The sequence below is a fragment of the Streptomyces sp. NPDC037410 genome (genome assembly GCF_055602235.1).
The window spans coordinates 103,394-121,058 of the sequence record NZ_JBVJWR010000005.1 but is presented as its reverse complement, the minus strand read 5'-3'; the positions used below and the strand labels follow the sequence as shown (position 1 = coordinate 121,058).

The window sequence follows — 17,665 nt, the reverse complement described above, 5'->3', positions numbered from 1 at the left end:
CTCGTCAAGGGCCCGTCTCCCGCCCCTCGGCGGGGGCGGGCCCGCTTTTGCGCCCGGCGCGCAGGCGGCGCACCGCGAGCGGGGTGATCAGCAGCATGGGCGCGGCCAGGCCGGCGAACGCCCAGTAGGCGCGCGAGGGGTCGGCCCCGGCGGACCGGCGGGGGACGTCCCCGGACCCGGAGGGGTCGATCCGGGACGCGGCGGTCGTCGTCTGGACGCCCCGCAGGTCGCGCAGCACCCGGAGGTAGCGGTCCCCGTAGGCCCGGGACGGCTCGACATAGGTGTTCTCGGAGAACTCGTTCCAGCTGATCAGGCCGATCGCGTCCGGCGCGGAGCGGAGCGCGGCGGTGTACTCGGCGGTCAGGGTCGCACCGTCACGTCGCGGGACGGGCTTGGTGCCCCCGACGAGCCGGGCGTCGAAGCCGGGCGCGCAGGGAGCCAGCCAGATCTTGTGGTCGGCGTGCACGGCCCGGGCCATGTCCACGAGTTTGGCGGCGTAGCCGGGGGTGGCATGCGGGTCGGCGGAGGACCAGTAGTAGGCGTCTCCGTCGGTGACGTCGGCGATCCGGCGGTAGCCGTCGACGTTCTTCTCGCTGGCCAGGACCAGCAGGTCGCCGCGGACGGGGGAGGTGACGCGGGCGACGTCGTCGTGCGCGTACCGCCAGGTGCCGCTCCAGACGGTCAGCGGACGGCCGCCGACGCGCAGCATCGCCGGGCTGTCGGCGAAGTGGTCGCGGAAGTACCGGAAGTCGGCGGCGACCTGCGCGACGGACAGCGGGCGGCGGTGGAAGTCCAGGCTCTGGTAGATCATGGCGAGCTTGAAGTGCCTGGCCTCGGCGGCGTCGACGAGCTTGCGAAGCCGCCGGTCGTTCACGGTGCCCTGCTTCCACCCGACGACGAAGCCGTCGATCCCCGCGGACTGGGCCTCGGCGATCTGGCGGTCGATCACCTGCGTGTCGTCGCTGGAGTACGGGCCCGCGAGCGGAAGGTCGGTCTTGGCCCGCTGCCAGGAACCGGCGCTGAACCACTGGTAGTAGTACGCGAGGAGCGGCGGAGCGGACGGGTCGCCCGCGGGGGCGGCGGGCGGGGGGCCGGGGGCGGCGGCGCCCGGCAGGCAGAGCGCGAGCGCGGCGAGGAGCGCCCAGAACAGCCTCATCTGGCCGCCGCCCCGGGAGGGCTCCCGGAACTCCCCGACGGCTCCGGTCGCCGCGGTGCCACGCGCTCTTCCGTCGTCCCGGTGTCGGGCGCCGGGTCCGCGGCGGTGCGGCGGGCCCGGCGCCGGAGACCGAGCCGGATCGCGATCGGCAGCCCGACGAGCAGCACGGCGGCACCGCCGAGGACGAGCATGTCGGCCAGGCCGACCACGGTGACGTCGGCGGTGACGGCCTGGGACAGCTGGATCTCGCGCGGGCTCGTGGCCCCACCGGGGGCGTTGACGTCGACGGTGTAGCGGCCGCGCGGCAGGTGGGTCAGGACGGCGGTGTGGTCGGGCCCGAGCGGCACGGTGTACGTCTTGCCGCCGGGGCCGGTGACGGTGGCCTTCTGGCCCGTGCCGTAGCCGAACAGCGCGTCGTGGGCGGTGACCGTCAGGTCGTGGAAGTTGCCGGTGAGCGTCAGGTGCCGGTCGGGCCCCGGCCGGAAGCTCTGCCGCCCGGCGTCGGCGATCTCGGCGCCGTCGTAGACGAGGCTCCGCAGGGTGTAGTCGACCGGGACGGGCGTCAGGCGGCTGTCGCGGAAGACGGGCACGACGCCGGCCAGCCACGTCGTGCCGGTGACGGACAGGTCGGAGGTGCGGGCGTCGGAGCCCCTGACCTTCACCGAGGAGACCAGGGACGGGTCCAGGGCCGTGCCGTGCTGGTCGGCGAACGAGACCGTCACGGGGTACTGCGCGGTGAACCCGGCCGTGACGGTGTAGTCGGCGCGCAGCGGCAGCCCGTCGACCCGGGTGCGGAACGTCCCGTCGGGGTCGCGCTGCCCGGCCCAGCGGGTGAAGCGGTAGCGGGCGTCCGGGGTGTCGACGGAGGTGTCGAGCAGCCGCAGCGACTGGGGGGCCGCGCTGTGGGCGCCGGTGTACGTGGCGGTGCCGTCCGCGCCCGTGACGAGGGTGGCGCCGGCGAACACCAGACGGACCCCGGGCACGGCCGGGACGGTGCGGAAGGTGACCGTCACGGGCGGGGCGCCGGCGTGCGGGCGGGTGGTGCCGGCGGTGGCGTGGCCGTGCACGGCGGGCCCGGCGGCGGCGAGCAGCAGAGCGGCGAGCAGGGCGAGGAGGGAGACGAGGTGCCGGCGGGCGGTACGGCGGTTCACGGCGTGCTCCCTTCCGGCGTCCTGGACGGCTCCTCGGGCGTCTCGGTCGGCTCGGCGGGTCCCGTCTCGGCCGGCTCGGCGGGTCCCCTGGCGGCCGTCGTCGCGGCGGAGCGCCTGCGGGCGGCGAGCACGGTGCCGGCGACGATCAGCGCGGCCGCGCCCAGCGCCCCGCCGTAGATCCCGTACACGGGGGTCGCGTTCACCGGCCGCACGACCGGCCGCGCGGTGGGGACGGCGAGGACTTCGGGGGGCCGTGGAGCGGCGGAGAAGTCGAAGGCGGCGGCCAGGCCGGTGGCGGAGGCGTCCCGCCCGCCGAGCGGCCGCAGGTTCCAGTTGTCCTCGATGAACCGCAGCGCCGACGACGAGTCGAGCACCTGGTGGTCGACGCGCCCGGCCGGCGCGTACGGGCTGACCAGGACGGCCGGTACGCGCAGACCGCGCGGGCCGTCGGCGGCGGCCGGCGGGGCCACGTGGTCGTACCAGCCGCCGGAGCCGTCGTAGCTCCACAGCAGGGCCGAGCTGTCCCAATACCGGCTGAGGGCGAGCTGGGTGGCCAGCGAGCGGATGAGCTTCTGGCCGGGGGCGACGGACCGCGCGGAGGTCTCGGAGGAACCGGTGCCCGCGATGTACGCCACCGACGGCAGGGTGCCGTTGTCGAGGTCGCGGTAGTACTGGTCCAGGTCCACGATGTGCGAGGCGAGGGCGGGGTCGTCGACGAAGCGGGCGTGCCCGAGCAGCGGGACGCGCACCTGCTGGGTCGCGCCGGGGGACCGGAAGTTCTCGGTGGGCCGGTAGTCCTCGACGTAGAACTTCCAGCTGACGCCCGCCTGTTGGAGCCGGTCGAAGATGGTGGGGCCGTCGGCCGCGGCCGCGGGGGCGGACCCCGAGACCCAGTAGGAGCGTTCGGCGGCGGTGCCGTACGGGACAGACGAGAAGAACCGGTCGAAGAGCACGTAGCGCTGGGCGGCGGCCCAGGAGAACGGCAAGTCCCGGGCGTCGTAGTGGCCCATGGCGGGCGTGCCGTCCCGGCCCTGCGTGGTGTACGCGGAGACGAAGCCGTCCATGCGCCCGCCGTTGATCTGCGCGGCGATGATGCTCCGGCTCGGGGAGAGCGGCGCGGGCGCGCGGTCGTGCAGGGCGTACGGCTTCACGCAGTCGGCGGCGGGGCCGCCGACGACGCGCGGCTGGCAGGTGCCGGCGGGGATCCCGTCCGCCCCGGGATACGTGCCGAAGTAGTTGTCGAAGGTACGGGGGCCCTGCATCAGGTAGACGAAGTGCCGGATCGGGGTGGTCGCGCGGTGCTCGGCGGCGGTGCCGGTCCCGGCGGCCGGGTCGGGATCGGTGGCGGCCGCGGCCGTGGTGGGGCCGAGCAGCAGCGCCGCGCCGGCCAGCGCTGCCAGCAGACGGACGGTCGGCGACTTCATGGCACACGCACCTGGTAGATGACGAAGACCGGAGTGGGCGTCGGGTCGGCGGACGACGTGGGGATCTTGAGGGCGGAGGTGTAGACGGCCGTGCCGTGGTACTTCTCCACCAGTTGCCGGATCTTCTCGCCGTAGAAGGGGGCGCGGTGGGAGGTGTACGAGTCCCAGACGAGGTACTGGAACTCGCCGTCCCGCAGCGCGCGGTCGGGGTTGGGCACCGGCGTGTACGAGGGGTTGCGGTGGAGCCGGTTGACGCTCACCGAAAGCGCCGAGACGGGCTTGCCCCCGTAGAACTGGAGCACATTGGCGGTCGAGGGGCCGGCGGCGAGCAGCTGCGCCCCGGAGGGCACGTGCGCGCGCACCCACTGGCCGGCCTCGCGGCCGCCCGGCAGACCGCCGGAACCCGCGAGGAACTTTCCGTTCGGGGCGGCGGTGATGCGGTTCGCCGAGGAGACGGCGAGGGAGGCCGCGACGGCGAGCGCGACGAGGACGGCGCAGGCGGCGGCCAGGGGGCCGGGCCGCAGCCGCAGGCGGCCGCTCGGCAGCTTCCCGCCCGACCGCAGCCGGCCGGGCCGCGGCCGGAGTTCGGCGAGGGCGCTCAGCGCGCGGCCGGCGAGCACCGCGAGCGGCGGAGTGATCGCAAGGAGGTAGGGGAAGCCCTTCACGGGCCACAGGGTGAAGAACAGCACCGGAGCCGCGATCCAGCACAGCAGCAGACCCTCGCGCCAGCCGTTGCGGCGCCGCAGCAGGACCAGGCCGGCCAGGGCGGCCGCGAGCGTGACCCAGCCGACGGCCTGCGGCACGGTGACCGTGTAGAAGCCCATCGAGTGGTTGGCGCGTCGGAACAGCTGCCACTGCAGGTAGTTCTGTCCCGTGGTGCGGTGCCCGGCCAGCGACACCGCGAGCGGGAAGGCGGCGACGACGAGGGCGAGGACGCCCGTGGCGAGGAGCGCGTGCCGCAGCGGCATCCGCACCGAGCGGCACAGCACGAAGAAGACGTACAGGCCGCAGACCAGGACCAGCGCCGTCTCCTTGGAGAGCGTCGCGGCGCCCAGCGCCCCCGCGGCGCCGAGCAGCCAGGGCAGTCCTTCGAGGCCGCTCTGCACGTACCGCACGACGCAGTACAGCGCGACCGTGGCGCAGAGCGTCATCAGCCCGTCGAGCAGCACCTGGCGGGTCACCACCACGTGGTACGGCATGACGGCGAGCAGCAGCGCCGCCGCGAGGCCCGCCGTGCGGCCGTACAGCCTCCGGGCGAGGAGGTAGGTGACGGCGACGGTCACGACGCCGATCGCGGCGGCGACGGCGCGCGCGGTGAAGTCGTCGGTGCCGCCGCGCAGGAACAGCGACAGGAGGCCGGTGAACAGCACGGGGTGGGCACGGAAGACGGGGAACACGGCCTGCATGGCCGGGTCGCCGGCGAGGGAGGCGGCGGTGCCGGTGTAGACGGCCTCGTCGCTGTTGAAGCCGGTCTCGGTGAGCTGCCAGAACCGCAGGAACGTGGCCAGGGCGAGGATGGCGGTGAGCGGCAGGGCGCTGCGCACGGCCCAGTGGGCGGCGCGGCGCCCGCGGTCCTCGCGGGGGTCACGGCGGGCCGGGGTCGCGGCCGTCGTCGGCGGGCTGCCGCCGGTGAGCCGTGGGCCGGTGGCGGCGTCCGTGGTGTCCGAGGGGGAGAACGCGGGGCGGATCATGGCGTCCTCCCGCCGGCGTCGTTCTCGCGGGACGCGCCGGAGTCGGACCGGAGGGCGGTGTACGGGGGCAGGACGCCGGAGCGTATCGGCAGGGGCGGTGTGCTCTGGGGTGCCTCCGGCTCCCAGTGCGGCCACGCGTGCCCGTCGGCCGCGGGGACCGGGCGGCCGTTGGTCGCCGGCCGGTCCGCGGCGAGCAGCCGGGGTATCTCGTCGGCCCAGCCGAAGTGGTCGGAGGCCAGCACACGGGACCGCACGCCGGAGAGGAAGCCGGTCAGGACCTCGCGCTCACGGCTGCGCAGCTGGGCGTGGTCGAGCCCGGCGACCGTGATGGCGGGGGCGAAGTACCGGAACGGCGGGAAGCCGTACGCGTCCTCGGTGTTGACGAGCAGCCGGCTGACGGTGTCCTCGTGGCCGAGGTCGCTCAGCCGGGGCGCGCCGCGCTCGATGACGAACAGCTCGGTCACCTTGACGGCGCTGGTCAGCCGGCAGGACACGAGCCGGTCGACGGCGTACTTCGGCGGAGGCACGAGGATCTGCGTGACCGCGTTGATGCCCATGATGGGCAGGTTGTGGCGGGCGAGGGTGAAGGCGAAGGAACGGCCTTCCTTGGAGTGCAGGCGGCTCTGCCGCTGCAGCCGGTGCCATTCGTGCGGGGTCAGGTCGTCGGAGCGCACGGCGTGCAGGGTGTGCGCGCTGATGGTGAGCGGCTTGGGGAAGCACAGGGCGTTGCCGTGGGCGTCGACGACGGTCATGTCGTCCGACAGGAACCGTCCGTCGTGCTCGCTGAGCAGCCGCAGGACGGTGGACGTCTTCCCGGTGTCGGTCAGCGCGGAGAGCATCACGCCCGTGCCGCCCAGCTCGACGCAGGCGGAGTGCAGGAGCATCCGGCCGCGGGCGACGAGCACGAAGCGGAGCAGCGCCTCCAGGACGTTGGTGTAGACGACGTGCGGGGAGCGGGCCAGGAGGGGGCTGACGAGGACGGCGATGGGGTCGCCGATGTCGACGCGGAAGTTGGCGCCGAGGCGGCCGAGCTGCTCCTCGTACTGCACGGTGGTGGGCTGTGGTGCGCCGCGGCCGGGGATCTCGGTCATGACCGCGCGGTGGCGGGGGAACCGGCGGCCGACGTCGCCGACGCGGACCGTGATGTCGCAGGAGTCGGGCGGCACCCACTGGGCGCGGAAGAACTCCAGCTCGGGCAGGCGGATCTGGGAGCCGATGGTGACGGTGCCGGCGATGTCGTACCGGTAGGTGAGGTACCGGGGGCGCTTGGGGTGGCCGGCGGGGGGCTTGGGCTCCGGGGAGGCGACGGCGGGGGCGGCGGCCGTCGCGGCGGCCTGCCCGGTGGCGGTGGGCTTCGGGGCTCCGGGAGGGACGGAGCCGGGGGCGACGAGCACGCGGACGGGGTCGCGGCGGGCTCCGTGGTCACGGGGACCCCGGTAGATGATCAGGTCGCTGAAGAGGAACCGGGCCACGAACAGCGCCACGAGGCTGAGGACGTTCGCCGTGAGCAGGCCCATGCCGGTGTGGAGCAGCCACTCCAGGAAGGGCAGCCGGCCGAGCAGCAGCAGGTTGTTCAGGGCGAGGAAGGCGATGCCGCGCATGAGGACCGCGCGCCGGCCGCCGCCCCGGCCGCCGCGGTAGACGAGCGTCTCCAGGAGGGCGAAGTTCCACAGGGACGACACCTGGGTGGCGAGCGTGGCGCTGACGAGGTGCTGGATCCCGGCGACGGTGTGGAAGAACCACAGCGCGGCGGTGTTGACGGCGATGCCGCTGAGGCCGACGAGCCCGAAGGCCAGGAACCGGGCGGTGGCGCCCATGCCGGGGCTGCCCGGTACCGCGTGGCGGCCTGACGCGGCGCGGCCCGCGGCCCCGGGCCTGCGCAGCCGGGCCAGGTGCCGCAGGAACCGCAGCCCTTCGCGCAGCGAGGCCTTGGAGGTGCCGGCCGCGCGGGGCGCGAAGCGGTAGGAGACCTCGGCCACGCGGGCGCCGGGGTGCCTCACGAGCAGTTCGAGGAGGACCTTGAAGCCGAGGGGGCTGAGCCGGTCCAGGTCGATCGCGGCGGTGCGGAAGGCGAAGAGCCCGCTCATGGGGTCGCTGACGCCGGCGAGACGGTGCGGGAAGACCGCCTTGGTGACGAGCGTGCTGCCCTTGGAGACGAGCCGGCGGACCGGCCCGTCGAGGCCGTCACCGGTCGAACCGGATCCCGCGTAGCGCGTGCCGACGACGATGTCGACGCCGTGGCCCAGGGCGGTGCGGGCGAGCGCGGCGGCCGCCTCCGGCGGGTGCTGGAGGTCGGCGTCCATGACCAGGACCCACGCGCCCCGGGCGTGGCGCGCGCCCGCGAGGACGGCTCCCGCGAGGCCGCCCTCCCGGGCGCCCTTCTCCCGGTGGAGCATGCGGACCGGCATCCGGCAGTCCCGCGCGTGCCGAGCGGCCGTCTCCGGCGTGTCGTCGTCGCTGTCGTCGACGAACAGGATCTCGACGGGCAGACCGTCGAAGGCCGGTTCCAGGGCGCGCAGCAGCAGCGGTACGGATTCACGCTCGTTGCGCGTCGGGACGACGAGGGTGAGACGGGGCCGGACGAGCGTGTGCGGGCCGTTGAGCTCGGAGCACTCGGTGCGGGAGATGCGGTTGCCGTCCATGTCAGCGGCCTCCAGCGGGGTCCGGGCAGCTGTGCTGTCGCCGTACGTCTACGTTTTAAACATACATATTGCGCCGAAGTGTCCTACCTGTCAATGAATGTCCACTTACGGGGTAAACGTATGGATTAGGGATCATTCGGATATAGTCGGGAGCAGTCGCAGCGCGACAATGAGCCCGGAGGCGTGCCATGGCCAGCAGCACCCAGCCCGACCGCAGGAAGGTGGACGTCGGCCACGCCACGGAGCGCCGCCGCGGCCGGCGCCGGCTGAGCCGCGAACGGGTGCTCGCCGCCGCCCTCGACCTGGTGGACCACGAGGGCCTGTCCGCCCTGAGCATGCGGCGGGTCGCCGCCGAGCTCGACGTCGAGGCCATGGCGCTGTACCGCTACGCCCCCAGCAAGGACGCGCTCCTGGACGGTCTCGTCGAGCAGCTCTACACCGAGCTGTACGAGGACCTCGCCCACGAGGAGCCCGCCCCCCTCGGCCAGGCGGCCGACCTGCCCGCATGGCGTGCCGAGCTCCTCCGCGGCGCCTGCGCCCTGTACCGGATCGCCCTCGCCCACCCGCACGTCGTGCCCCTGCTCGCCACCCGGCTGCTCGCCGTCCCGCTGGCCCGCCGCCCCCTCGCCGTCCTCCAGGCCCACGAGCGCGTCCTGACCCTCCTCGACCGCGCCGGGCTCGACGAACAGGGCGTCGTCACCGCCTACCGGGCGGTCACCGGATGGGTGCTCGGCTACATCTTCAGCGACCTCCGGGCCATGGTCGAGAACCCCGACGAGCCCGACCCCGCGTTCCGCCTGGGCCTGCACCTGATGCCGGCCCGCGAGCTTCCCCGGCTGCGCGAGACCGCGCCCGCCATGGCGGAGAAGGGCGGCTACCAGGAGCTCACCGACGGCCTCGACGCGCTGCTCGACGGCATCCTGGCGGCGTACGCGGCGCGCGCGGAGAAGCCGGCGCACGAGGCGCGCGCGGAGAAGGAGGGCCCCGTACAGGACGGCGACGACGACAAGGCCTGACACCGACACCGTGTAGGAACCCCCCACGCCCACCTATCGCTTTGTGTGGTGTGACCACATGCCCCACTGACCTCCCGCCCGCCTAACCTGTGCAGCTCCCGGTACCAGGACGGGCACCGGGAGGACGCGCCGAGGGCGCACGAGTGGGGGAGGCCGGAGCATGGCCGACGACAGACGGAGCCCTGGACCGCGCCCGTGGCGACGGCGCGCAGCCCGGGTCCTCGCGGTGGCGGGGGTCCTCGCGGCCGCCCTGACGGCCCCGCCCGCGACCGCCGCCACGCCGCCCCCGTACCTCACCCTGGAGGCGGCCTACGGAGCCGGGACCGTCACCAACGGCTGGGAGAAGGTCGAGCGCTACCTCGACACGACCAGCGGATTCCGCACCGAGGGCTACCCGGCGGACGGCCGCGGCGACCAGGACGGCAAGCGCGTCACGTACTTCGGCGGCGTCTCCCGGCCCTCCTCCGCCCGGTTCCTGCTGTACTCGGCCCCCGGCTGGAACACCGGCAGCCGCACCACCCCCGTCCTCCTCGTGCACGGGGCGAACGACACCGCGGACCGCGCCTGGGCCAACCCCGGCGAATCGGGCGGCTACGGCTGCGGCACCGCCTCCTGCCCGTCCACCGGACTCATGCAGTACCTCGCCGGACGCGGCCACCGCGTCTTCGCCGTCGGCTTCGCGCACAAGCAGGGCGACAACCTCATGCAGGCGCAGACCGTCGGCGACGCGATCGCCGTCGTCAAGGCGAAGCTCGGCGTCGACAAGGTCGACCTCGTCGGCTGGAGCAAGGGCCAGATGTCGACCCGCGCGTACGTCTCCTCCCTGAAGCCCGCCTGGGGGCGCCCGTACGCCGGCGACGTCCGCCGCCTCATCACCCTGGGCGGTCCGAACGGCGGCTACGACTACCCGTACGCCCACGGCTGGGCCCATGACTTCTCCCTCTGGCCGGAGTGCGGCGGTACGGTCAACGCGCCCTCCCCGCACTCCCACATGACCTGCTACGGCCTCTACACCGCGCACCCCGAGTTCTCGATGACCCCGGCCGGCGGCCAGGACAACTACCCGGGGCAGCGCCAGATGCTCGCCCGCTGGGACGGCGTGTACGGAGTCGACGGCTCCGCCCAGGACTGGTACACGACGTACTACGGCGGCCAGGGCTTCTACACAGCGGGCGCCGGCATCCAGGCCGCCATCGACGCCGGATCGCTGATCGGCCCGCTGCACAGCGCCGGAGTCCCCGCCACCGTCACCACCTACCTGCTCGCCGGCGGATCCGCAGACGTCCTCGGCATCTTCAACGAGAACCGCGGACCCAGCGACGGAGTCGTCTTCGTCTCCAGCGCGCTCGACACCACCGGCATCCCCACCGTCGGCGGCACGGCCACCATCGCGACCGCCAACCACCTCGAACTGGGCTGGCACGGCGCGGCCGCCGCCCAGGTCGCGACCTGGCTCTCCTGACGGACCCGAGGACAGGACTCCCGTTCATGACCACGCTCCACACCCGCCGGGTCACCACCGGCCGGCTCACCCAGCAGATCACCGAGGCCAGGACCGAGGGGGAACCCGTCGTCCTCGTCCACGGCAACGTCTCCTCCTCCGCGTTCTGGCACACCACCCTGACCTCGCTGCCCGCCCCCTACCGCCCCCTCGCCGTCGACCTGCGCGGCTTCGGCGGCACCGACCCGCTGCCCGTCGACGCCACCCGCGGCCTGCGGGACTACGCCGACGACCTCCACGAGCTGCTCACGGCCCTCGGCATCGAACGGGCCCACCTGGCCGGCTGGTCCATGGGCGGCGGCGTCGTCCTGCAGTACCTGCGGGACCACCCGGCCGCGGTGCGCTCCCTGACCCTGGTCAGCCCCGTCTCCCCGTACGGCTTCGGCGGCACCCACGGCGTGGACGGAACCCTCAACTCCGCCGACGGGGCGGGCTCCGGCGGCGGCACGGCCAACCCGGACTTCGTCCGGCTGCTCGCCGAGGGCGACCGCGGCCAGGACTCCCCGGCCTCCCCGCGCACCGTCCTGACGACCTGCTACGTCAAGCCGCCCTTCCACACCGAGCACGAGGACGCGTACGTCGAGTCCATGCTCGCCACGCGTCTCGGCGACGACCACTACCCGGGCGACAGCACGACGTCGACCGCCTGGCCCGGCATCGCGCCCGGGACCCGCGGCGTCCTCAACTGCATGGCCCCGACCCACTTCCGCGTCGACGACCTGGACCTGATCGAGCCCAAGCCGCCGGTCCTCTGGATCCGGGGCGAGGACGACATCATCGTCTCGGACACCTCGATGTTCGACCTGGCGCACCTGGGCGCGATCGGCGCCGTGCCCGGCTGGGACGGCACCCCGGCGCAGCCGATGCTGGCCCAGACGCGCCACGTCCTCGACCGCTACGCGGCGGCCGGCGGCACGGTGCGCGAGGTCGCCGTGCCCGGCGTCGGACACGCCGTCCACCTCGAACGCCCCGAGGAGTTCGGCAAGGCGTTCCTGGAGGTCCTGTCGGCATGACCGTGTGCCGCACCAGGCAGGGGGAGGTCCGCGGCAGGACCTCCCCCGACGGAGTGACCTCGTTCCTCGGCATCCCGTACGCCGCTCCACCCTTCGGCGCGCGACGGTTCCGGGAGCCCGCCCCGCCCGAGCCCTGGACGGGGGTGCGCGACGCCACGGCCCACGGGCCGACGGCACCGCACGCCCCCTACGCCCCGCCCTTCGACGCCCTCATCCCGGAGAACGCGATCCCGGGGGAGGACTGCCTGAACCTCGGCGTCTGGACCCCGGCCCCGGAGCCGGGCGCCGGCCTGCCCGTGATGGTGTGGCTGCACGGCGGAGCCTTCAGCAACGGCTCGGGCTCCGCTTCCGGCTACGACGGGGCCGCCTTCGCCCGGGACGGCGTCGTCTGCGTCACGCTCAACTACCGCCTGGGAGCGGACGGTTTCCTGCACCTCCCGGGCCGCCCCGACAACCGGGGCCTGCTCGACCAGATCGCCGCGCTCCGCTGGGTCCGGGACAACATCGCCTCCTTCGGCGGCGACCCGGACCGGGTGACGGTCTTCGGAGAGTCGGCGGGCGCGATGGGCATCGGCGCCCTGCTGACCACCGAAGCGGCCCGCGGTCTGTTCCACCGGGCGATCCTGCAGAGCGGGGCCTGCCACCACTTCCTCCGGCCGGCGTCGGCCCGGCTGATCGCGGCCCGCCTGGCGGAGAAGCTCGGGACCGAACCCACACCCGAGGCCTTCGAGGCCGTCCCCCTCACCGAACTCCTCCCGGCACAGGCCGAGTTGCGCGCGGAGGTGGGAGCCGACCCGGACCCGGCGCGCTGGGGCGAGGCCGTGCTCAACATGATGCCCTTCGAACCGGTCCTGCCGGGCCTTCGCCTGCCCGGCCCGGACTGCGGCGTCGACCTGATGATCGGCAGCAACCGCGAGGAGTACCGGCTGTTCCTGGTGCCGACGCGGCGCCTCCACGTCTTCCCCGAGTCCTCGCTCCGCGCCATGACCGCGGCCTACGGCCTCGACCCGGACGAAGCACTGCCCGTCTACCGGGCCGCCCGCCCGGACGCCACACCGGGCGAACTCCTCGACGCGGTGGCCACGGACTGGTTCTACCGGATCCCCGCCATCCGCCTCGCCGAGTCCGTCCCGGGCTCGTACCTCTACGAATTCGCCTGGCGCTCCCCGCGGTTCGACGGCGACCTCGGCGCCTGCCACGCGCTGGAACTGCCCTTCGTCTTCGACCGCCTCGACGACCCGTCGTACGGACAGCTGCTCGGCGCCGACCCGCCCCAGGCCCTCGCGGACGCCGTGCACGGAGCCTGGGTCTCCTTCGCGAGGACGGGCAGCCCCGGCTGGAAGGAGTACGACGGCACGACCCGTACGACGATGACGTTCACGGGCGAGTCCACCCCGGTCGACGACCCCCGCGCGCGGGAACGACTGCTGTGGGAGGGCGTGCGCTGACGGGACCCAGCGGTCGAGCCCGTCACTTCCCGGTGCGGGTGACGACCGCTCCGAACAGTGCCAGGCCCTTGATCACGACGCGGGGTGTGCCCGGCCTGCCGATCCGCTTCGCGGCGCGCTTGCCGAAGACGCCGAACAGTCCGAAGCCCTTCACCTCGACCTCGATGTCCTCCGGGACGACGATCCTGGTGCCGCCCCACAGGGCGACGGCGCGGATCTCGGTGTCCTGCTCGCTGAAGCGCGCCTCCGTGAGGTCGATCCTGCCGCCGCCCCACATCGACCAGACGGTCATGCGGGGCGGCACGACCCACGCGCCCTTCCGCTCGAAGCCGCCGAACACGCCCGCGACGAAGCCGCCCGAGGTCGGGGGCCGGTCCACTACGAGCGCGTCGCGCGGGCCGGGCCTCGGCAGGCCCCGGCAGGCCTCCTCCAGGTCGCCCCGGGTGCGGGAGGCGTGCACTTCGTCGAGCCGCGTCGCCAGCTCGGCCAGCGGCAGCCGGCCGGTCTCGACGGCGGCCCGCAGCCGCTCCTCGGCGTCGGAACGCTCACGGTCCGAGGCGAGGATCTCCAGTTCGTGCGGGGTCATGGGGTCGATCCTCCGATGTAGGCGGCGAGGACAGAGGACAGGGCGGTGCGATAGGCGGTGTCGTGCTCGGGCCGGTCGGGGTCGTGGCCGAGGTCGGCGAGCCAGTAGCGCCGGCCGAGGGCGTAGCCGTACGCGCCGGACATGGCGAGGAGGACGAGCTGTTCGATCCGGGACCGGTCGGGGCCCTCGGGCGGGGGGAGCACCGAGCGGACGCCCTCCTCGATCACGTCGACGAGGCGGGAGAGGTTCGTGGGGGAGTCGGGCGCGGCCCCGTCGTCCAGGCCGTGCAGCTGGGACCAGGTCCACAGCCGGACGTACCGCTCGTCGGCGAGGATCTCGAAGAGCACCTCGGTCATGCCGGTCGCGTACGGCACGCTGCCGTCGGCCCGCATCCTGGCGCGTACGAGCTCCCGCTTGCGTTCGTTCTCGCGCTCCAGGACGGTCCGCACCAGGGCGCGGTAGGTCCCGAAGTAGTGGGTGACGAGCCCATGGGTCACCCCGACGGCCTCGGCGACCCGGCGCAGTCCCACACCGTCGGGGCCGTGCCGGGCGATGAGTTCGGTGGCCGCGTCCAGGATCTCGGCGCGTGCCTCGTCCGGGGTGCGGCGTCGTCGTGCGGCGGCCATGAGCCTCCCCTGCCGGCAGAGTGGACGACATCTTGTTGTCCACTCTGCCAACAAGCCCGATGCCGGTCAACTCGCCCTGCCCCACCCCCCTATGCGTGCCGCGCTCGGTCCGGCTGTGAAGCACCTGTGGCGGCCGGGTGGTGATCGGTGAAAAGCATTGGCTTGAATTGACTCGACGGAACGACCTTCGATCATGGAAACTGATCGACAACAGGCTTAAAAGTGACCTGAGTTCGTCACATTCTGACAAGTGCGGGGGAAGACATGGCAACACTGATTCGTCGTTGGTCGGCGCGCATAGCCGGCGTGATGGCCGGAGCGGCCCTGGTCGTCGGTGGCACGACCGGCGTCTCGAACGCCGCCGTGACGCCGCCGCCCGGCCCGAGCCCGTTCGACGCCGTGGGGAAGTACGGCGTCACCACGACCACGCACCCGGACACCGTGGGCTGTAACGGCTACAAGGTGGTCGGTTCGGGGACCGTCACCGGCAACCGGATCACCGGCACCGGCACCTGGTCGCAGACGGAGGACGCCTGCACGGCGACCGTTCCCGGGCAGTGGGACATCAACGGCAAGGTGACGATCACCCAGACCGACGGCTCCCACCTCTACTTCACCTACCACCTCAACGCGCCGCTGACCTCGGACACCACGGTCTACCCGACCGGGAAGTTCACGATCACCGGCGGCGACGGCGCCTTCGACGAGGCGGTCGGAAGCGGCACCATGAACGCCACGGTCAACCTGCTCGACAAGGAGCACGTCACCGCCAACCTGTCCGGCTCGATGGGCTTCCGCTGGCAGATCTGACCCAGGGTCGTACAAGGGGTGGAAGGCGGCTCGCCGCCGTTCTTCGCCCTCGCGGAGCCGGCTTCGTCGACAGCGAAGCCGGCTCCGCTTTTCCGTGCGCGACGCACGTGTCGAATGTCTCGACGGAAGACTCTCCGATCGGGGAAGCTGTCCCCAACAGCCCTTCAAGGGGGCGCAGTTGAGCATGTGCTCACACGTTCGGGGGAGAGAACATGGCTAGAATCGCACGTCACTGGTCTGCCCGCATAGCGGGAGTCGTGGCCGGAACCCTACTGATCACCGGTGGCACGGCCGGCGTCACCTTCGCGGCCGAAACCAGCCCCTCGCCCATCGTGGCCTACCTGCCCTCCGTCCAGATCACCAGCAACTTCGCGGTGGTCGCGACCCCGCACCCCGACACCGTGGGCTGCAACGGGTACAACGTCACCGGGACGGGGACCTCCACCGGCAGGCCCGTCACCACCGCCGCCTGGGCGCAGAAGGAGGTGGTGTGCACCGCGACGATCCCCGGCAAGTACGACATCAAGGGGACGGCGACGATGACCCAGCCCAACGGCGACCGCCTCAACATCAGCTACGCCCTCACCGCGCCGCTGACCTCGGACACCATGGTCTACCCCTCCGGCACCTTCAAGATCATCGGCGGCAGCGGCAACTACGAGTTCGCGGCCGGCAGCGGCAAGATGAGCGCCCGCGTCAACCTGCTCGACCACGATCACGTCAGCAGCTCCCTGATCGGAGAAATCCAGTACCTCGGCTGAATCCGCCATCCGATCGCGCACTCGCAAGGGGCCGCACCATGAAGAGCACGATGCAGGACCGCGAGCTGCTGGTTCGCGACATCCTCGCGCACGGACAACGCGTCTACGGGGACAGCCAGGTCGTCCGATGTGCCGACGGGCCGACCGCACGGTCCTTACAGACCTTCGCCGACATCGCCCGCCAGGCAGAGCGGCTCGCCTCCGCACTCGACCGCCTCGGCGTCCGACCCGGCGAGCGGGTCGCCACACTCGCCTGGAACACCCCCGAACACCTGGTGGCCTACCTGGCCGTCCCGAGCATGGGTGCGGTGCTCCACACCCTCAACCTGCGCCTCCATCAAGACCAGTTGGGCTACATCGTCGAGCACGCCGAGGACGCCGTCATCCTCGTCGACGCGACGCTCCTGGACATGCTCACACCCCTGCGGGACCGACTGGGCCGCGTACGCCACGTCGTCGTCATCGGGGACGCGCCGCAGGTGGAACTGCCCGCGCACATCGCCGTACACCGCTGGGACGAGCTGCTCGCCGCCGAGAGCCCCGGCTACGACTGGCCCGACCTGGACGAACGGGAAGCGGCGGCGCTCTGCTACACGACCGGCACCACCGGCAACCCCAAGGGCGTGGCCTACAGCCACCGCTCCATCATCCTCCACACGCTCGGCGTCTCGACCGGCGCCGGATTCGCGATGCACGACGGCGACCGCGTCCTGCCGATCGTGCCCATGTTCCACGCCAACGCCTGGGGCTGGCCCTACGCCGCCTGGCTGGCCGGCTCCGACCTGATCATGAACGGCCGGCAGCTGCACACCCCGGACCTCGCCCGGATCATCAACGAGGAGCGGCCCACCGCCGTCGCGGCGATCTGCACCATCTGGAACAGCCTGGTCCACCACGGCGAGCAGCACCCGCTGGACCTCGGCGCGGTACGACTCGCCGGCTGCGGCGGCGCGACTCCGCCGCGCGCCCTGCTCAAGCAGCTCCACGAGCGCTACGGGGTCCGGCTCAAGCAGGGCTGGGGACTGACCGAGACCAGCCCCCTCGCCACCTTCGCCGTCCCCCCGCACGGCACCCCCGACGAGGACGAGGTCGACTGGCTCGCCAAGAGCGGCCGCGTGATGCCCTTCGTCGAGGTGCGCCTCATCGCGGAGGACGGCAGCGAACAGCCCTGGGACGGCAGGTCGGTGGGCGAACTGGAGCTGCGCGGCCCCTGGGTCACCGGCTCGTACTTCAACACCGAGGACGCCGACGAGAAGTTCCACGACGGCTGGCTGCGCACGGGCGACCTGGGAGTGATCGAACCGGGCGGCTGGGTGGTCGTCAGCGACCGGCTCAAGGACGGCATCAAGAGCGGCGGGGAGTGGATCTCCACCATCGAGCTGGAGAACGCGATCATCGAGCACCCGGCCGTCCTCGAAGCCGTCGTCGTCGGCGTGCCCGACCCGCGCTGGGAGGAACGCCCCCTGGCCTGCGTGTCGTTGGTGCCGGGTGCCGGGGTCGGCGGGGACGAGCTCCGGGAGTTCCTGACCGGGCGGGTGGCCCGCTGGTGGATCCCGGAACGGTGGTCCTTCGTCGACGCGGTGCCCAAGACCAGCGTCGGCAAGTACGACAAGCGGGCGGTGCGGTCGCTGTACGGGGACGGGGCACTGGACGTCTGGGTCCCGGGGACCGACGTGCGTGAGTGAAAGTGGGGGGGGGGGGGGGGGGGGGGGGGGGGGGTGGGGGTGGGGGGGGTGGGGGGGGGGGGGTGGGGGGGGGGGGGGAGGGAGCGGAGGTAGGGTGCCGAGCCGGCGCAGGGGGAGAAGCTGACGTTGGTGCTAGTGGAGGCAGGCGGCCATGT

At 73.1% G+C, this 17,665-nt stretch carries 14 protein-coding genes; 7 read left to right on the top strand and 7 right to left on the bottom strand.

Going from position 1 to position 17,665, the window contains the following annotated elements; all coding sequences use genetic code 11:
• Positions 1-4: 4 nt before the first annotated feature.
• The 5 genes from ACZ7HT_RS10030 to ACZ7HT_RS10010 are packed head-to-tail and all read right to left on the bottom strand — an operon-like array spanning position 5 to position 8,064.
• Entirely contained in the window at positions 5-1,156 is a 1,152-nt protein-coding gene (locus ACZ7HT_RS10030; RefSeq protein WP_471162395.1) for an endo-1,3-alpha-glucanase family glycosylhydrolase, read from the bottom strand.
• Positions 1,153-2,307, bottom strand: a complete 1,155-nt coding sequence (locus ACZ7HT_RS10025; protein ID WP_471162392.1) for a hypothetical protein — start codon at positions 2,305-2,307, stop codon at positions 1,153-1,155. Before ACZ7HT_RS10025 ends, ACZ7HT_RS10030 begins: the two co-directional genes overlap by 4 nt.
• Positions 2,304-3,731, bottom strand: a complete 1,428-nt coding sequence (locus ACZ7HT_RS10020; protein ID WP_471162389.1) for an alkaline phosphatase family protein — start codon at positions 3,729-3,731, stop codon at positions 2,304-2,306. The genes ACZ7HT_RS10025 and ACZ7HT_RS10020 overlap by 4 nt, the downstream gene beginning before the upstream one ends.
• Entirely contained in the window at positions 3,728-5,422 is a 1,695-nt protein-coding gene (locus ACZ7HT_RS10015; protein ID WP_471162387.1) for an ArnT family glycosyltransferase, read from the bottom strand. Before ACZ7HT_RS10015 ends, ACZ7HT_RS10020 begins: the two co-directional genes overlap by 4 nt.
• Positions 5,419-8,064 (bottom strand): glycosyltransferase, encoded by a 2,646-nt coding sequence (locus ACZ7HT_RS10010; protein WP_471162384.1) that lies wholly within the window; start codon positions 8,062-8,064, stop codon positions 5,419-5,421. Before ACZ7HT_RS10010 ends, ACZ7HT_RS10015 begins: the two co-directional genes overlap by 4 nt.
• Positions 8,065-8,252: 188 nt before the next feature.
• Here ACZ7HT_RS10010 and ACZ7HT_RS10005 point away from each other — a divergent pair, with 188 nt between their 5' ends.
• From ACZ7HT_RS10005 to ACZ7HT_RS09990, 4 genes are all read left to right on the top strand, one after another.
• Positions 8,253-9,080: a TetR/AcrR family transcriptional regulator gene (locus ACZ7HT_RS10005; protein WP_471162381.1), complete on the top strand. Its 828-nt coding sequence runs from the start codon at positions 8,253-8,255 to the stop codon at positions 9,078-9,080.
• Positions 9,081-9,240: 160 nt separating this feature from the next.
• Positions 9,241-10,542, top strand: coding sequence for an esterase/lipase family protein (locus ACZ7HT_RS10000; RefSeq protein WP_471162378.1), 1,302 nt, complete (start codon positions 9,241-9,243; stop codon positions 10,540-10,542).
• Positions 10,543-10,568: 26 nt separating this feature from the next.
• Positions 10,569-11,594 carry an alpha/beta hydrolase gene (locus ACZ7HT_RS09995; protein ID WP_471162375.1) on the top strand — a complete coding sequence of 342 codons (1,026 nt, stop codon included), beginning with the start codon at positions 10,569-10,571 and terminating at the stop codon, positions 11,592-11,594.
• A complete protein-coding gene (locus tag ACZ7HT_RS09990; RefSeq protein WP_471162372.1) occupies positions 11,591-13,042 on the top strand; it encodes a carboxylesterase/lipase family protein in 1,452 nt (483 codons plus the stop codon). Before ACZ7HT_RS09995 ends, ACZ7HT_RS09990 begins: the two co-directional genes overlap by 4 nt.
• Positions 13,043-13,064: 22 nt before the next feature.
• On the opposite strand, the gene ACZ7HT_RS09985 is transcribed toward ACZ7HT_RS09990, so the two are convergent.
• The gene (locus ACZ7HT_RS09985; RefSeq protein ID WP_471162369.1) at positions 13,065-13,628 is read right to left on the bottom strand and encodes a DUF1707 SHOCT-like domain-containing protein; all 564 of its coding nucleotides are present in this window, start codon (positions 13,626-13,628) and stop codon (positions 13,065-13,067) included.
• On the bottom strand, positions 13,625-14,254 hold the full coding sequence (locus ACZ7HT_RS09980) for a TetR/AcrR family transcriptional regulator (protein WP_471162366.1): 630 nt from the start codon (positions 14,252-14,254) through the stop codon (positions 13,625-13,627). The genes ACZ7HT_RS09985 and ACZ7HT_RS09980 overlap by 4 nt, the downstream gene beginning before the upstream one ends.
• A 264-nt stretch (positions 14,255-14,518) precedes the next feature.
• On the opposite strand from ACZ7HT_RS09980, the gene ACZ7HT_RS09975 reads away from it, so the two are divergent.
• The 3 genes from ACZ7HT_RS09975 to ACZ7HT_RS09965 all read left to right on the top strand — a co-directional run bounded on the left by ACZ7HT_RS09975 (position 14,519) and on the right by ACZ7HT_RS09965 (position 17,510).
• On the top strand, positions 14,519-15,064 hold the full coding sequence (locus tag ACZ7HT_RS09975; protein WP_471162363.1) for a hypothetical protein: 546 nt from the start codon (positions 14,519-14,521) through the stop codon (positions 15,062-15,064).
• Between the two features lie 257 nt (positions 15,065-15,321).
• Positions 15,322-15,825, top strand: coding sequence for a hypothetical protein (locus tag ACZ7HT_RS09970; RefSeq protein WP_471162360.1), 504 nt, complete (start codon positions 15,322-15,324; stop codon positions 15,823-15,825).
• 38 nt (positions 15,826-15,863) lie between these two features.
• Positions 15,864-17,510: a long-chain fatty acid--CoA ligase gene (locus ACZ7HT_RS09965; RefSeq protein WP_471162357.1), complete on the top strand. Its 1,647-nt coding sequence runs from the start codon at positions 15,864-15,866 to the stop codon at positions 17,508-17,510.
• Positions 17,511-17,665 lie beyond the last annotated feature (155 nt).

What these genes read in the sequence shown, in the direction of transcription:
- ACZ7HT_RS10030 (WP_471162395.1), bottom strand. Translation starts at nt 1,156, where the DNA reads ATGAGGCTGTTCTGGGCGCTCCTCGCCGCGCTCGCGCTCTGCCTGCCG.
- ACZ7HT_RS10020 (WP_471162389.1), bottom strand. Translation starts at nt 3,731, where the DNA reads ATGAAGTCGCCGACCGTCCGTCTGCTGGCAGCGCTGGCCGGCGCGGCG.
- ACZ7HT_RS10015 (WP_471162387.1), bottom strand. Translation starts at nt 5,422, where the DNA reads ATGATCCGCCCCGCGTTCTCCCCCTCGGACACCACGGACGCCGCCACC.
- ACZ7HT_RS10010 (WP_471162384.1), bottom strand. Translation starts at nt 8,064, where the DNA reads ATGGACGGCAACCGCATCTCCCGCACCGAGTGCTCCGAGCTCAACGGC.
- ACZ7HT_RS10005 (WP_471162381.1), top strand. Translation starts at nt 8,253, where the DNA reads ATGGCCAGCAGCACCCAGCCCGACCGCAGGAAGGTGGACGTCGGCCAC.
- ACZ7HT_RS10000 (WP_471162378.1), top strand. Translation starts at nt 9,241, where the DNA reads ATGGCCGACGACAGACGGAGCCCTGGACCGCGCCCGTGGCGACGGCGC.
- ACZ7HT_RS09995 (WP_471162375.1), top strand. Translation starts at nt 10,569, where the DNA reads ATGACCACGCTCCACACCCGCCGGGTCACCACCGGCCGGCTCACCCAG.
- ACZ7HT_RS09990 (WP_471162372.1), top strand. Translation starts at nt 11,591, where the DNA reads ATGACCGTGTGCCGCACCAGGCAGGGGGAGGTCCGCGGCAGGACCTCC.
- ACZ7HT_RS09985 (WP_471162369.1), bottom strand. Translation starts at nt 13,628, where the DNA reads ATGACCCCGCACGAACTGGAGATCCTCGCCTCGGACCGTGAGCGTTCC.
- ACZ7HT_RS09980 (WP_471162366.1), bottom strand. Translation starts at nt 14,254, where the DNA reads ATGGCCGCCGCACGACGACGCCGCACCCCGGACGAGGCACGCGCCGAG.
- ACZ7HT_RS09975 (WP_471162363.1), top strand. Translation starts at nt 14,519, where the DNA reads ATGGCAACACTGATTCGTCGTTGGTCGGCGCGCATAGCCGGCGTGATG.
- ACZ7HT_RS09965 (WP_471162357.1), top strand. Translation starts at nt 15,864, where the DNA reads ATGAAGAGCACGATGCAGGACCGCGAGCTGCTGGTTCGCGACATCCTC.